This is a genomic window from Zhongshania sp., assembly GCF_041584495.1.
In the GTDB taxonomy this organism is placed as follows: Bacteria; Pseudomonadota; Gammaproteobacteria; order Pseudomonadales; family Spongiibacteraceae; genus Spongiibacter.
In genome coordinates this window covers 13,758-28,949 of sequence record NZ_JBFHDY010000041.1, presented here as the reverse complement: position 1 = coordinate 28,949, position 15,192 = coordinate 13,758, and the positions used below count along the sequence as shown (strand labels likewise).

Sequence of the window (15,192 nt, the reverse complement as noted above, 5' to 3'; positions counted from 1 at the left end):
CTCTTCTGGCACCCAACCCAAGTCGCGCTGAATCTTGCTGGCATCAATCGCGTAGCGAGCATCGTGACCGGGTCGGTCTTTAACAAAGGTGATTAAGTCTTTAAAGCCTTTGCCGCTGGCACGGGAATTGGCGTTCTCAGGGGCAAGTTCTTCCAGCAGTTCGCAGATGGTTTCCACCACCTCTATATTGCGTTTTTCGTTATGGCCGCCAATATTGTAGGTCTCACCCAACTGCCCTTCGCGAACCACTTTACACAGGGCCCGAGCATGGTCTTCAACATACAGCCAGTCGCGGATTTGGCTGCCATCGCCATAGACCGGTAAGGGCTTGCCGTGCAGGGCGTTAAGAATTATATGGGGCACCAGTTTCTCGGGAAAATGGTAGGGGCCGTAATTATTGGAGCAATTAGTTACGATGGTCGGCAGACCAAAGGTGCGCCCCCAGGCTCTTACCAAATGGTCGGAGCTGGCTTTGCTGGCCGAGTAGGGTGAGCTGGGCTCGTAAGACGTAGTTTCGGTAAAGAGATCGGTGGTGCCGTGCAGGTCGCCGTAAACCTCATCGGTGGAGATGTGATGAAAGCGGAAAGCCGCTTTTTTATCGCCTTCCAGTCCTTGCCAGTAGCCGCGAGCCGCTTCCAACATGGTGTACGTGCCCACTACATTGGTTTGGATAAAGGCGCCTGGGCCGTCGATGGAGCGGTCGACATGACTCTCTGCCGCAAGGTGCATCACTAAGTCGGGCTGGTGTTCGGCAAAGACTGCGTTCATTGCCGCCGAGTCGCAAATATCGACGTGGGCAAAGGCATAGCGTTCGCCCTGAAGCTCCGCGGGAATGGATTCAAGATTGCCTGCGTAGGTAAGCGCATCGACATTCACCACAGACACATCGGTGTCGGCCAATATATGCCGAACCACAGCGCTGCCAATAAAGCCGGCGCCGCCGGTGACTAAACATTTCATATTAAGAAAGCCCAAAAAATATCAGTGCTCAGAAGATAACTCAGCTTATTAAGGCAGCACTTTAAAATTAACGCGCGCGCTCGGTTCTACCGACCTTATGCTCTGGCATTACCGCATCACGAAAGTCTTGCCAGTGACGAAATCGATAAAAATGCCGACGCAGGCTAAACCAAAGCTTCACCGGGTGGAACACCACGCGATGCCACAACAGAGGCTTCTCAGTAGCGGTATTTGACAACTTAGCCACACTGGTTTCGTGCACTAACTCGTAGGCAACATGAGGTTCAACAGCGAAAACATTTAGATCAAACAGGAAAAAGTGGTCAAAAACTTTATCAACGGGCTCATATATGTTCTGAGCATAATCAATAAATTTTTTCATGCCAGTGCGATTCAAAACATAGGCCTGCGTTCCCAGCCCACCGCGCTCGGGGCGAACCAAGCGGTGCTCGCCAACAAGGTGTTCAAGTTCGGTTCGTTTACGAATTCGCAGCGACATCAATCGAACCATGTCCAGGCCTTTATCAAGCACCGAGCGATACACATCGCCAAAGCGATCTTCAATAACAACATCGTCCTCAATGACGCAGACGTAGTCATGACCGTCGCGATAAGCCGATTTTATCGCCCGCAAATGCGACAAATAACAACCTAATTCACTCGCCGTTAAGCACTTACCATGACGCACCATCGCCAAATTGCCACGAATTTGCTCGCCTCCCTCTAAAGCAGGCATACCCACTCGGCCATCAATCGCCGGAAAAATATCCGCATTAACCCCCTGAGACTGCAAGTCGGCAAGCAGCTTTTGGGTATTTTCCGACGTGGGATTAAGGCTTATCACCCAGCATATGCATTTTTTTTGCATGTAACCCTCTTTCTTCACCTTTCATCAGCCCCAAGCCGAGCGCAATCCACCCTCGACAAGCGGCTAGTCACGCCCATTAAGTAAAATTTCAAAGGGACAGCAGCGCCTTGTATGATTCCAAGCGGCCGTTTATATTCACCCAGCGCTTAATTGGCCATCATCTCGACCTCAATTTGGCGGTTATTGTAACATTTAAAATAGAATAGAACGCAGCAAGCCAGCCAATCTGAATACAATGGCTTAACCACATACACCAGCACCCCGAACTGGATTTCAGCGCAATGCCAAGCCACAATATTATTATTAACACCCAAAACTACCCTCCTGCCGCTGGTGGCATTCAAAATTACATGCATGAACTTGCCCTAGCGCTGCATAAGCTCGGCAATACCGTGCAGGTTATTTGCGACACACCAACAGTAGATGGCCAAGACCTTTTTGACAATGAACTGCCATTTTCAGTCAAACGACTAAGCGGCCCCAAGATCCTGCGCCGCTACCGCAAAGCCCATAAAGTCTCTTCTCAGCTCAAACAGCTGAATCAACCCATATTAATTTGCGATAGCTGGAAGAGCTTGGAACTCCTCAATACCGAGAAATTAACCAATACCCACTGTATTTGTATTGCTCATGGCATGGAGTTTCCCGCCCGGCTTGAAGCCAAAAAACACCAACGCATCACCAAAACCTTGGCGAGAGCAGATTTAATTTTAGCCAATTCAGGGTTTACCGCTCAAAGAGCCAAGCCCTACACCGCTGACTTTACGCGACTTCACACATTGCATCCGGGCGTAAATCCGCCAACTCAAGCCAATAGCCATGAGCAGGCAAACGCCAAAAGCTGGCTCGGCGAACACACCCCTATTTTAATCACCGTGGGCCGCATAGAAGCTCGAAAAGGGCAGGACAAGATCATCGAGATCATGCCCAAGTTGCTTACGGAGTACCCCAATGCGCTATACCTGATTGCGGGCAGCGGCCCCCTGCAAGAAGGTCTCGTTGCCCGCGTTACAGAACTCGGCCTCGGCGCTAACGTTAAATTCTGCGGAAGAGTGAGCGACGGCGAGCGATCAGCGCTACTACAAAAAGCCGATGTTTTTGCCATGCCCTGCCGCGCGGTTGGCGATTCGGTTGAAGGTTTTGGAATTGTCTATATAGAAGCCGCCATGCTCGGCCTACCCAGCTTGGCCGGACGTGTCGGCGGTGCTGGCGACGCCGTGATCGACGGCCACACCGGATTACTGTGTGATGGTGACAGCGAGGACGATATTTATCTGAACATCAATAAAATGCTTGGCGACCGGCAAGCCTTAGCAAGCATGGGCCAAACGGCGCTGCAGCGTGCGCAAACTGAATTACAGTGGCCCCAAATAGCAAAAAAATTACTGGAATACGTAGCCGAGCAACGGGTAGCCAACTAAGCCTCACCACACCAGCTACTCTTGTCCGCTATGAAATAAAAAGCCATGCATTCCTGGGCCTTTGCCTTGGGCTTTATCCCTGAGCAGATCGTCAATACGTTGATGGATATTGGCCACTTTGCGCTGCGCTTTCTTTATTTGCATAACCCTAGGCATTACATGGCCCGGAATGATACCGGCACTACCAACGCCGTCAATCACCACTAACCGCTGTATTTTCGGCGAATCAGGCACACTAACATCACGCTGTACCACAACATTGTGCAAGATCAAGTCCCGCGAAGGCACACGGTATGCCAACCAATGCTCGCACAAGGCATTCACTGCTGAGCGACAATCCTCGTCGTAATCATTTTCCCAAAGGTATTGTTTTAATGACAGCGAGACGTCACCGTCGCTGTCACGAATCAATTCAGAGCACAGCCCCCTGCCCATATCGGTGTCGACAAAACCAAAGCAGCAGCTGATATGCGCAAAAATATTGTCATCATAGTGGCGTTCGAGACTCGCCATAACATTGAATTCATCTAGATTGTCATCGAAGCTCGACAAGGGTTTTAAGTTTTTCGGGAAACCCTTACTACGGCGCCGCTCCGCGATACTAAAATCGGGGCGCCGCACTTTAATACACCGCGCTGAGTCAGCGGGGTCGACGTAGCACCAGCGATTACCACCCGCCGCAAAAGGCTTTAGTGCTTTCAGCCCAATCACGTCTTTACACTGCCATCGGAGTTAATATCCCGCGCCCAAACATAGTCATGACTAAAAGCCATCCCTAAACTTGCTTCAACAATAAACTGCGCGTATAGCTTAGAATTAATTTCACGATGAAAAAAATTGCGAGCCCGGGACGCCCAATGCTGCCGCTTTGCATCATCACATTGAAACTCTCGAATCTTTGCCAACAAGCTTGTTTCATCATCAAAATACACTGCCGATTCCGGCGGTAAGAGCTCATCAAATCGAGGGGCACTGCTGGTAAATAGCAATATCCCATTGCCCGCTAATTGCGCCATACGCGCCGAGGAATACCAGTAGTCGCCCTCTTGTCGGTTTAAATTCAAACCCATTTTGGTCTTTGCCAGCGCGTGATCGTAATCACGCCCCCACACCGGAGGCTCACCAAAACTTCCGTAAGTCTTGAAGCACATTTCACTCTTCACTGCTTCTTTAATGTTTCCAACCATCTCAAGTCGCTTAGTAAAATTTGTGCTATTGCTGCAAAAAAGCAAGTCAATTTCGAGGTCGGTTCGAAGTGAATTATCCAAACATTCCACAGACGCTTCAACCGGATTGGGCATATGATAAATACGTGCCCCAAGCCCCTCAAACTGCCTTAATTCCCGCAGCCCAGTAGACACGAACACCGCATCAACCACGCCAGCCCTGGAACGAATTCGCTCCACATTACTAGGAACAAACAGGGGATCATTATTACAATGTACAATAACTGCAGCTGGCAGGCGATTTTTGATTTCACGCAACGTCTCATTACTAATCAAATCACAATGACCCGCAATGACTAAATCAGGCACCATTGCATCAGCCATTTCAAGCAGGCGCTTATTTGCCCTGCCAACGCCCAAATCACGAATACCAAGTGGCGCCTCGAATGCAGCCACGTCACGATCACTAAAGCTTTGTACATAGTGATCATTCTTGATTAATCCAAAACCCAATTTTTGCGCCCAACTTACTCGCGTCCGACCATAACGCCTCAATTGCTGGGTATCTACGTGAAGTACTCTCATCTAAACCTCAACTACAAGCAAACGATTTCAGCTCTGCATAAACGACTACTACGACCCAATAAACTGCTTAATATTACGTTCAGACCAAGCTCGCAACACATATTCCAATCTTTAATTAGCGCCCTCGCCAGACAACAAACGCCGATACACACCAAGGGTACTGGCCAATTGACTGCTCAAATAATAACTTTCTGGCAGCCTAATCTCCGCATCACCATCGATGAAATCGTCAACCCGAATCGCAAAGGCCACAATATCATCTGCCGGCACCAAACCCTGAGGAAAGCCCGCATTTAAAGATTCACTTGCGCCACCGCGATCAAAGGCCACTACCGGCGTACCGGTAGCCAAAGACTCCGGAACGGTTCGTCCAAAGGGTTCTTCTTTATTAGACATATGGCAAGTCACCGCTGCCAGTGCGTAAAACGCCGGAATATCACTGCGATGACCAACAAATGTGACTTTATCGCGCAAACCCAAGGCATCGCGCTTAGCCAACAACTCTTCAAAGTAATGCTGTTTACCCGGCTCGGCATCACCCACCACCACGCCATGACAGTCCTGCCGCAGACTCACCAGACACGCCATCATATCTAAAAAAGCCTCTTGGCCTTTCCAGCGGCTCAGCCGTCCCGGCATCAGAACAATATGTTTACCTTGCAGCTCAGGATAAGCCGCATACAACTCCGCTCGCCACTGCGCACTGCAAGCGTCGCGATTAAACGCGGCCGGATCTAGCCCTCGCGGTATCAAGGTGATTCTTTCCTCTGGCACATGGTAATTGCTGCGCATGTATTTTTTAACGCAATCAGAAATAGCAATCATATGCTCGGCCCGGGCCATTATTGCGCTATAAAAGTTAACCGAATACATGCCGTGAAAAGTACTGACCAGCTTAGGCCGAGTATTAGGATTCATTCCTCGCCACGCCAACCAGACAATCCACGCTGGCACGCGCGAGCGAACATGGACAATATCCGGTTTCAGCTCAGCCAGCAGACGACGCATTGGCCGAACCTGAAATAGCGACATCAGCGACTTGCGATGCACCGGCATCTCAATATGCTCACTGCCCTCGGCAATAAGCCCTTCAACCATTCGCCCGCCTGCGGATATCACCACCGACTGATGCCCGCCGCGCACCAACTCCCGAGCTAACTCGACCGTGCCGCGCTCTACGCCGCCGGAATTTAGCGCCGGCAAAACTTGCACAATTTTTAAGGGCGGACTTTGATCAGCCATGCGCTCAAACGCTCCCGTGTAATGTCAATAACCAATCCGCCGCGCGGTCAGCCTCCCATAACGGGTAGGCCGCTTCTGGCAAGACTTGATGTAAATTTGCAGTTTCAAAATCAGAGGCCAAGCGGGCAGCCAAGACCTGCCCCATACTCTTAGTGACACGAGACTCCCGCAGCGGCGGCAGGCTCAGCAAGCCTGTAGGCGTGCCAGAACTTATGCTTTCATAGACCATGGATACGCTGTCGCAACTCACCCACGCCTGGCCCACCATCGCCAAATTAGCCTGCAACCAACCTGGCCCGGTTTGCTGGTAGGCAGCGGTCTCGATATTGGCCACATCGAGCTCCGCCACTTTCACCAACAAACCCACTGGGGTGCGCGGCGAATCAGACACCAGCCACGCCACCCCCGGCGAGGCAGCGGCAATTTGCCGCACTTGCGCCAAAACAGCCTCGCTATCCCAAGCAAAATGCTTATTAAGACCGCCGAGCAAGATCAAACCCCGCGCAGAATTTCGCCCCTCGCTAACCGGCACAATGTTATTCATCACACCCTCGGTTGCCAGTACATTTTGGCGCTTTGGCGGCGCGTCGTGACGAGGCATGCAAACTGCGTCAAACAAAAATAGCGGCCAGCTCGGTCGCATTAACACCAGCGTTTTACCACCAACAAACCATTTAAGCCATAACAGAGGCAGGTGCGTGCGACTGCCTGCGCCAATGATCCAGTCTGGCGATTGCTCGCAGCCAAACTGTGCCTGCAAACCAGCGCGACCAGCATAAGAGAACCCCTGTTCCGCAATATTTAGCCAAGACACAGCAAGCGCTCTTTTCGCTTGCAAGCGCGCCACTAATCCCTTGAGCTGATTAAGATGGCCAAGCCTGCCGTCCGTGAGCACCCACACCTGCAATGCCGTCATCAGTAAACCCCTGCCTCGCCTTCTGGACGAGTCTTAAAGCGGCGATGCACCCACATATACTGATCTGGCACCAGACGAATATTGTCTTCCAATAAGGCATTGATCGCCCTGGCGTCTGCAGCAGGATCACCACTGGGAAAGTTGCTCATTGGTATTATCTCCACCCGATAGCCTCGCCCGCCTGGCAAGCGTTGCTGCTGAGCAAACACCACCCTCGCCCGACCGCTCTTGGCCAAGGTACTGGTACCAATAGTCGTGGCGGCCATGACACCAAAAAACGGCACAAACTCGGCTGACTTGCGGCCATAATCTTGATCCGGTAGGTAGTATAAGCGCCGCCCTTCACGCAAGCGTCGCAAGGCGCGCTTGATATCTCTGCGATGTATAGGCTCACCGTAACGTCCGCGTGAGCGACTCAGAATATATTCGAATACCGGGTTTTTATGTTTGCGATAAAAGGAATCAGCAGGGTAGCGATAGCCTATCAAGGTGCCGCACACATCAAGTGACGTAAAATGGGTACCCAATACAATGATGCCCATACCATCTTCGCCAACCTCAAGATGCTCCCCGCCCACCAGTTCAAAATCAACATCAAGCTTGTCTGGCGCCAAAAACCAAACTCGCAGGGTCTCCATTAAACCGACGCCTTGATTGCGCATGGTCCTGCGAATAAGGTCATCGCGATCAGCGTCGTTTAATGCCGGGAAACACAAACGAAAATTTGTTTCACAGGTGTGACGTCGATCGCCGGCAAAACGATAGAATAAATTACCAATACCCGAACCCAAGGCATAACTCATACGCCTAGGCAGATGCGCCAACAGCCACAGCACGCCAACACCCAGCCAAACCGGCCAATATTTGGGGTAAATTAATTTACGCTCAATTGTCATCGTTAGAATTTACACTATTGTTACAATAAGTATTACAAGCTCGCGCAGCTACTCAGCGGCGATAGATCATTTAATTTAACGTGCGGCATTGTACACTGATTAGTCACGCCAATTGCCACTGCGCCACAATAGAGATTGACATACTTCATAACGAACAAACTGAGCCGTACCGGAGTGGCCCACGCCCTCGATGCCTACCGATACTCATTGAAGGGGCTGCGCGCGGCTTGGCGTCACGAGGTGGCATTCCGGCAGGAAATTGCCCTCGCCTCGCTGTTGTTACCCCTTGCACTATGGCTAGGCACCAACGCCAGCGAAAGGGCACTGCTGATTGGCAGCGTCGTCATCGTTATCATTGTCGAACTACTCAACTCTGCCATTGAGGCCATCGTCGACCGTATCAACACCGAGCTACACCCACTTTCCGGCCAAGCCAAAGACCTCGGTTCGGCCGCGGTGATGCTAAGTATGCTATTGTGCTTGAGCTGCTGGGCAATGATTGCCGTCCAGCGGTTTTTATAGGCTACCGACACACAATGAATTATTCTTCCTTTAGACCCTAACCCTATTGACAACACAGCGGTAAACAGGAATAATTCCCGGCCTAAATTTTCAGTACTAGGTTTCAAGGAGTTATAAGGGTGGCGAATTCTCCACAAGCTAAAAAGCGCGCACGTCAGGCGGAAAAAAGTCGTACGCATAACGCCAGCCTGCGCTCAATGGTACGCACATACTTAAAGAAAGTGCTGGTCGCAATCGCTTCTGGCGATCAAGATGCTGCCAAGACTGCTTACGTATCTGCAGTCTCTGTTATTGACCGCATGGCGGACAAAGGCATTCTGCACAAGAACAAAGCCGCTCGCCATAAGAGCCGCTTAAACAGCAAAATCAAAGCAATGAGCGCAGCCGCTTAATCCGCTTTTGATTTAGCCAATAAAAAACCCGCCAAGCGCGGGTTTTTTATTGGCTAAAATTTAATTTCACCCACCACAGACGACCGCTTAACCCCCCAGACCAGCATCCACCTTTATCTTAGCGTCTACCATCTCCCGCCCAGCGTTATGCGCAAGCCATGCCTGCCACCCACATCAACTGACCAACAAATTATCCCGATGTATTAACTCAGGCTCAGCGATATAACCAAGCGCCTCAGCAATACGTGCACTCGACAAACCCAGAAGCTTGCGGGCATCCTCAGTATTGTAATTAACCAAACCCCGCGCCACCTCATTACCTTCGGCATCAACACACATTACGAGATCGCCACGAGCAAACTGACCATTCACCGCAACTACCCCCACGGGCAACAAACTACGCCCCTGCTGACGCAATACACGCACAGCACCGTCATCGAGCTGCAGCTTGCCCCGCAATTGCAGCTGGCCCGCCAACCACTTCTTGCGCGCCGCAATAGGCCGCTGACCAGACAAGAGCAGCGTACCCAAGTCTTCTCCAGCAAACACTCGATCCAACACCCGGTCTTCGCGACCACCAACAATCACGGTATTCGCACCCGAGCGCGAAGCAAGGCGCGCCGCCCGCAGCTTGGTCAACATCCCACCGCGACCCAGCACACCAGCACTACCACCCACCATCACATCGAGATCACGGTCAGCCACCTCGGCCACCGAAATCAATTCAGCAGCGGGGTTTGTGCGCGGGTCTTCGGCAAACAGGCCGCGCTGATCCGTCAAAATCACCAAGGTGTCAGCATCAATCAAATTCGCCACTAGCGCAGCAAGGGTATCATTATCACCAAAGCGGATTTCATCGGTGACCACGGTGTCGTTTTCATTCACCACCGGCACCACGCCCAACTCAAGCAAGGTCAGCAGGGTACCACGGGCATTGAGATAGCGATCACGAGCAGAAATATCGTCGTGACCTAAAAGAATTTGCGCGGTTTGCAGATTATGGGTGCGAAAGCGCTGCTCATAGGCTTGAACCAAACCCATTTGCCCAACTGCAGCTGCAGCCTGTAACTTATGAAGATCTTCAGGCCGCTCCCTCCAACCAAGACGAGTCATACCCTCAGCCACCGCACCCGAGGACACCAACACCACCTCGCGACCGTCAGCACGGAGGGCAGCGATCTGCGCCACCCAAGCATCCAAGCCCCACACACAGAGACCACGACCATCATTGGTGAGCAGAGCCGAGCCGATTTTAACCACGACGCGCTTACAGGCGCGTAAACTTTGCCGCTTATCAAACAAGCTTCTTCACCTCAGGGCCGGTAAACCACTTCAACATCGTGATCGTCATCTTCATCGTCGTCATTATCGGTATCGCCAGCCGCGCGACGCTCCGAGCGACGCTTATCTGCCAGCGCCTGAATCCGCTCCCGCGCCTCAGACTGCATGGCACCCTGAATATCGCGCTCACGCTCAGCAGCCTCACTGTCGGTCGCCAACAACTCCGCCTGCGCCTCAACAAACTGCAGAATATCTTGGCACAGCGACTTGGTGTTCGCGCCCGTTATGGCCGAGACTTTATAAACCGGCCCAGCCCAACCCAAGGCATCAACCACCTCCTGACAACGCGCCTCGCGCTCATCCTCAGGAATCAAATCCAATTTATTCAGCACCAACCAACGCTCACGATTCGCCAGGGTAGGGCTAAAGCGACCCAACTCTTTTGCAATAATCGCCACCGCGTCTTGGGGCAAGGTCTCGTCGTACGGCGCCATATCCACTAAATGCAACAACAAGCGAGTACGCGTTAAATGCTTGAGAAAGCGTATACCCAACCCCGCCCCCTCAGCCGCGCCCTCAACCAAACCAGGAATATCAGCGATAACAAAACTCTGATGCTGCTGCACCCGCACCACACCCAAATTCGGCACCAAGGTGGTAAACGGATAATCAGCTACCTTCGGCTTAGCCGACGACACCGCGCGAATAAAGGTCGACTTCCCGGCATTAGGCATACCCAACAAGCCGACATCAGCGAGCACTTTTAGCTCCAAGCGCAGATTGCGAATTTCGCCATCGCTACCCCGTGTAAATTGGCGCGGCGCGCGGTTGGTGCTGGATTTAAAACGGGCATTGCCCAGACCGTGAAAACCACCTTGCACGACCTTAAGCTCATCGCCAGCCGCAACCAGATCGCCCAGCACCTCAAGGGTGTCCTCGTCAACAATCGTGGTGCCGACCGGCACATCTAGCACCAAATCTTCAGCGCTGCGGCCACGGCAATTAGCGCCGCGACCACCCTCGCCAGGGCGCGCGGTATAGGATTTAACGAAACGAAAATCGACCAAGGTGTTCATTGACGCATCAGCACGCAGTATCACACTACCGCCATCACCGCCGTCGCCGCCATCTGGACCACCCCAAGGAATATACTTCTCCCGCCGAAAACTGAGACAGCCGTTGCCACCGCGACCCGCTTCAACTCGAATTACCGCCTCATCTACAAATTTCATTACCGCGCCAACCACATAAAATGAATATACCGAAATACCATCTACAGAAACAAAAAAGCCCCGTCAATAGACGAGGCCTTCAAGATCACCGCGAGGTTTACGCTGCAACTATACTAATATACTTGCGGCTCTTGGGACCTTTAACCTCAAACTTCACTACGCCATCTGCCTTAGCAAACAGCGTGTGGTCAGTACCACAACCAACATTTTCACCGGCGTGGAAACGAGTTCCGCGCTGACGAACAATAATGCTACCGGCACTAACTACCTGACCACCAAAACGTTTTACGCCCAGACGCTTACTCTGCGAGTCGCGTCCGTTACGAGTACTACCACCAGCTTTCTTGTGAGCCATGAGCCTCTCCTAATTCCTTAAGCACTGATACCAGTGATTTTCACTTCGGTGAACCACTGACGGTGACCAGCTTGCTTCATGCTGTGCTTCCGACGGCGAAACTTAACAATTTTCACCTTGGCGTGACGACCTTGCGCAATCACTTCCGCAGTCACTTTACCGCCCTCAACATATGGCGCGCCAATTTTTAGATCGTCACCGGTCTTAACCATCAACACTTTATCGAAGGTCAAACTTTCGCCAGTGGCAACTTCAATTTTTTCTAACTTGAGGGTTTCGCCCTCAATAACACGGTGCTGCTTACCACCGCTTTCAATCACTGCGTACATGTTTATATCTCCAAGAGCCTGCTTGCAATAGTTTGTTTCGGCCGAGCGTTCGTATCGAGACCAATATCGAAAAGGGTCTAGCTACAACACGCCGGGACAAGTCCAGGCACCGCCACCACCACTTAACCATTAAGGGGCCGCACGGTTTTGCTTCAGGGGCGCGAATTGTACGCAGTTTTAAAAAAATACACAATACCCGCAAGCACAAGTGGCGAGTAGACCTTGACAGCTCGCGGCTGCGCTCATACGATGCCAGCCGACTCCGCCAGACGACTCCTTGCTACCATGCAACAGATTAGACAGGTCGTGGACAGCGAATTCGTCGCCGTCAATGACTTCATCATCGAACAACTGCATTCTAATGTGCCCCTCGTGGAAAACATCGGCCACTATATCGTCGATGCTGGCGGCAAACGCCTGCGCCCATTACTGAGCTTACTCAGTGCTGGCGCCATTGGCCAAATTAGCGAAAAGCACCTGCAGTTGGCCGCGGTTATCGAGTTTATCCACACCGCCACGTTACTTCACGATGACGTTGTCGACATCTCCGCCCTACGCCGCGGCCGCCCAACCGCCAACGCCAACTGGGGCAACGCCCCCAGCATCCTCGTTGGTGACTTTCTTTATTCCCGCGCCTTTCAAATTTTGGTGCAGATTGGCAGCTTCCCCTTAATGGGCCTGCTTTCTGACGCCACCAATACTGTCGCCGAAGGCGAAGTACTGCAACTGACCCGCGCGGGCAACCCCGACACCAGTGAAGCCACCTATTTTGAGGTCATTCGCAGCAAAACCGCCGTCTTATTTGGTGCGGCCTGCAGTGGCGCCGCCATTCTCAGTGGCAAACCGGAGCAGCAAGACGCACTGCACGACTACGGCATAAATCTCGGCATCGCCTTTCAGCTCATTGACGATATTCTCGACTACGAAGGCGATCCCGCCGAAACCGGCAAAAACGTCGGCGACGATCTCGCCGAAGGCAAGCCGACACTGCCGCTAATTTATTTACTCGAAAACGGCAGCGACAAGCACAAGCAGCTAGTGCGCGCCGCCATTAGCCGCAAATCTGCCGAGCAGCTCGAGACCATTGTCGACGCCGTCAAACACTGCGGGGCACTCGACTATTGTCATGCAGCAGCTAAGCACTACACCGACGCGGCACTCGCCGCACTCAACAGCCTCCAGCCCAGCCCCTACCGCACCGCGCTTGAAGAACTGACTGAAATCGCCCTTTCTCGCCGCAGCTAAGTTTCTCGCCAAAGCGACGCTTCGGCGGATTACAATCTCCCCAATAAGCCGTTACAATTTTAGTACTTATCGCCGAGATGGAAAAACTGGCGCGCACCGAAACGGATATCCGAGGAGTTATTTTGAGCACAGCTGCAGACCAGGCCCCAGCCAAACTAAGCGATCTTGATTTACAAACACAGCTAACCGAACTCGCCCGCGACGCCGCCAACACCCCGCTTAAACGCCGATTCACACTCGACCCCCAGCGCGCCAACACATTTAGCGGCCAAATCGGCCCCCTGTTTGTCGATTACGCCAAACATCATCTGGATACCGGGATCCTCAGCGAGCTGTGCACACTCGCTCGCCAGCGAGGCGTGCCGCAACAACTCGATGCCCTGCGCGCTGGCGCCAAGCTCAATAACACCGAGAATCGCTCAGCGAACTACCCGCGCCTGCGGCGCTGGATCAGCAGCGACACAGGCGCGAAGCATGACCCCGCCATTGACGCCATGTATAGCACAATGGAAGCCCTCGTCACAGCAATCCACGCGGGCACTCACCGCAGCAGCACCGGGCAAACCTTTACCGATGTCGTCAATATTGGCATTGGCGGCTCAGACTTCGGCCCACGCTTAGTATGCGACGCCCTAAGCAACCAGCACCCCAACACCTTGCGACCACACTTCGCCGCCAATATCGACCCTAGCGTGATGACGGAGATACTGGCCCGCGTGCCCGCCGAAACCACCTTATTCATTGTCGCCTCAAAATCCTTCGGCACCCAGGAATCCCGCTGTAACGCTCAGGCCGCACGGGCCTGGCTACAATCCGCGCTCGGCACCGACAACGTCGACCCCCACTTTGTAGCTGTAAGCTCCAAGCCCGAAGCAGCCGTGGCGTTTGGCATTCGCGAGGAATTAATCCTCCCCGTGCCCGAATGGGTTGGCGGGCGCTTTTCGGTATGGTCAGGTTTTGGCCTCGCCATTGCCCTATCTACCGACATGGACAGCTTCCGGGCCCTACTCAAAGGCGGCTACGCGGTAGATCAGCACGCTGCCAGCCAGCCACTGGAAAGCAATATTCCACTTATCTTAGGCATGCTAGATGTATGGTATCGCAATGCTTGGGGCATAACGTCGCACGCGGTACTCCCCTATGAGCATCACCTAAAATTACTGCCTATTTATTTGCAGCAATTGTTTATGGAAAGCGCGGGAAAATCCGTCAAGGCCGACGGCAGCCCAACTGCCAGCGCGACCGGCGGTGTAATCTGGGGCACCGAGGGCACCAATGGCCAACATTCCTTTCACCAGCTGCTTCACCAAGGCGGCGACGCTATTCCCTGCGACTTTATCGCCAGCTTAAGCTCACACAACCCGATTGGCGAGCAGCATCAAGCCCTGATTGCCAACTGCTTTAGCCAGAGCTTAGTGCTAATGCAAGGCCAAGCTGCCGTCGACATCGAACAAGATTTAATTGCCAGCGGCATGGACGCCAGCGCCGCCCAGCAGCTTGCCCAGCACAAAGCCATGCCCGGCAACCGGCCCAGCACCACTATTTTAATGAACAAACTTGACGCCGAAAGCCTGGGCGCGCTCATCGCCCTCTATGAATACCGCCTATTCGCCGCAAGCTTCATGTGGGGCATCAACCCTTTTGATCAATGGGGGGTCGAACTGGGGAAACAGATAAGCGAAACGCTTATGGCTAGCTTGAGCGGTGACGATAACGCCATACTAGATTCATCGACCAGGCAACTCATAGCCCGCTATCGACGCGCCCAAGACGCGTAATTTT

The 15,192-nt window shown here is 52.7% G+C and carries 16 protein-coding genes; 5 read left to right on the top strand and 11 right to left on the bottom strand.

What is annotated here, in order from left to right; all coding sequences use genetic code 11:
* Together rfbB and ABYP33_RS08935 are read right to left on the bottom strand one after the other, a co-directional pair.
* Nucleotides 1-960, bottom strand: a 960-nt coding sequence (gene rfbB / locus ABYP33_RS08940; RefSeq protein WP_373090449.1) for a dTDP-glucose 4,6-dehydratase, incomplete at its 3' end; no start/stop codon positions are given.
* 67 nt (nt 961-1,027) lie between these two features.
* Complete coding sequence (locus tag ABYP33_RS08935; RefSeq protein ID WP_373090448.1) at nt 1,028-1,828, bottom strand: glycosyltransferase family 25 protein; 801 nt, start codon at nt 1,826-1,828, stop codon at nt 1,028-1,030.
* A gap of 281 nt (nt 1,829-2,109) precedes the next feature.
* Between ABYP33_RS08935 and ABYP33_RS08930 the strand changes: the two genes are divergently transcribed.
* The gene (locus ABYP33_RS08930) at nt 2,110-3,249 is read left to right on the top strand and encodes a glycosyltransferase family 4 protein (RefSeq protein ID WP_373090447.1); all 1,140 of its coding nucleotides are present in this window, start codon (nt 2,110-2,112) and stop codon (nt 3,247-3,249) included.
* Between the two features lie 15 nt (nt 3,250-3,264).
* Here ABYP33_RS08930 and ABYP33_RS08925 read toward each other — a convergent pair whose 3' ends face one another.
* The 5 genes from ABYP33_RS08925 to lpxL all read right to left on the bottom strand — a co-directional run bounded on the left by ABYP33_RS08925 (nt 3,265) and on the right by lpxL (nt 8,054).
* Complete coding sequence (locus tag ABYP33_RS08925) at nt 3,265-3,960, bottom strand: YrbL family protein (protein WP_373090446.1); 696 nt, start codon at nt 3,958-3,960, stop codon at nt 3,265-3,267.
* Nucleotides 3,957-5,000, bottom strand: coding sequence for a glycosyltransferase (locus ABYP33_RS08920; protein WP_373090445.1), 1,044 nt, complete (start codon nt 4,998-5,000; stop codon nt 3,957-3,959). Before ABYP33_RS08920 ends, ABYP33_RS08925 begins: the two co-directional genes overlap by 4 nt.
* A 111-nt stretch (nt 5,001-5,111) precedes the next feature.
* Nucleotides 5,112-6,242 carry a glycosyltransferase family 4 protein gene (locus ABYP33_RS08915; protein WP_373090444.1) on the bottom strand — a complete coding sequence of 377 codons (1,131 nt, stop codon included), beginning with the start codon at nt 6,240-6,242 and terminating at the stop codon, nt 5,112-5,114.
* A 4-nt stretch (nt 6,243-6,246) separates the two neighbouring features.
* Complete coding sequence (locus ABYP33_RS08910; RefSeq protein ID WP_373090442.1) at nt 6,247-7,158, bottom strand: mitochondrial fission ELM1 family protein; 912 nt, start codon at nt 7,156-7,158, stop codon at nt 6,247-6,249.
* Complete coding sequence (lpxL, locus tag ABYP33_RS08905; protein WP_373090441.1) at nt 7,158-8,054, bottom strand: LpxL/LpxP family Kdo(2)-lipid IV(A) lauroyl/palmitoleoyl acyltransferase; 897 nt, start codon at nt 8,052-8,054, stop codon at nt 7,158-7,160. The genes ABYP33_RS08910 and lpxL overlap by 1 nt, the downstream gene beginning before the upstream one ends.
* 174 nt (nt 8,055-8,228) lie before the next feature.
* Here lpxL and ABYP33_RS08900 point away from each other — a divergent pair, with 174 nt between their 5' ends.
* Nucleotides 8,229-8,576, top strand: a complete 348-nt coding sequence (locus ABYP33_RS08900; protein ID WP_373090440.1) for a diacylglycerol kinase — start codon at nt 8,229-8,231, stop codon at nt 8,574-8,576.
* Between the two features lie 119 nt (nt 8,577-8,695).
* Nucleotides 8,696-8,968: a 30S ribosomal protein S20 gene (gene rpsT, locus ABYP33_RS08895; RefSeq protein ID WP_008248230.1), complete on the top strand. Its 273-nt coding sequence runs from the start codon at nt 8,696-8,698 to the stop codon at nt 8,966-8,968.
* 174 nt (nt 8,969-9,142) lie between these two features.
* On the opposite strand, the gene proB is transcribed toward rpsT, so the two are convergent.
* The 4 genes from proB to rplU form a co-directional block, all read right to left on the bottom strand.
* Nucleotides 9,143-10,270 (bottom strand): glutamate 5-kinase, encoded by a 1,128-nt coding sequence (proB, locus tag ABYP33_RS08890; RefSeq protein WP_373090439.1) that lies wholly within the window; start codon nt 10,268-10,270, stop codon nt 9,143-9,145.
* An 11-nt stretch (nt 10,271-10,281) separates the two neighbouring features.
* Entirely contained in the window at nt 10,282-11,481 is a 1,200-nt protein-coding gene (cgtA, locus tag ABYP33_RS08885) for an Obg family GTPase CgtA (protein ID WP_373090438.1), read from the bottom strand.
* Between the two features lie 97 nt (nt 11,482-11,578).
* On the bottom strand, nt 11,579-11,836 hold the full coding sequence (gene rpmA / locus ABYP33_RS08880; RefSeq protein ID WP_159270096.1) for a 50S ribosomal protein L27: 258 nt from the start codon (nt 11,834-11,836) through the stop codon (nt 11,579-11,581).
* A gap of 17 nt (nt 11,837-11,853) precedes the next feature.
* On the bottom strand, nt 11,854-12,165 hold the full coding sequence (rplU, locus tag ABYP33_RS08875; RefSeq protein WP_008248242.1) for a 50S ribosomal protein L21: 312 nt from the start codon (nt 12,163-12,165) through the stop codon (nt 11,854-11,856).
* A gap of 285 nt (nt 12,166-12,450) precedes the next feature.
* Here rplU and ABYP33_RS08870 point away from each other — a divergent pair, with 285 nt between their 5' ends.
* Both ABYP33_RS08870 and pgi read left to right on the top strand, forming a co-directional pair.
* Complete coding sequence (locus ABYP33_RS08870) at nt 12,451-13,410, top strand: polyprenyl synthetase family protein (protein ID WP_373090437.1); 960 nt, start codon at nt 12,451-12,453, stop codon at nt 13,408-13,410.
* A 122-nt stretch (nt 13,411-13,532) separates the two neighbouring features.
* Nucleotides 13,533-15,188 (top strand): glucose-6-phosphate isomerase, encoded by a 1,656-nt coding sequence (gene pgi, locus ABYP33_RS08865; RefSeq protein ID WP_373090436.1) that lies wholly within the window; start codon nt 13,533-13,535, stop codon nt 15,186-15,188.
* Nucleotides 15,189-15,192 lie beyond the last annotated feature (4 nt).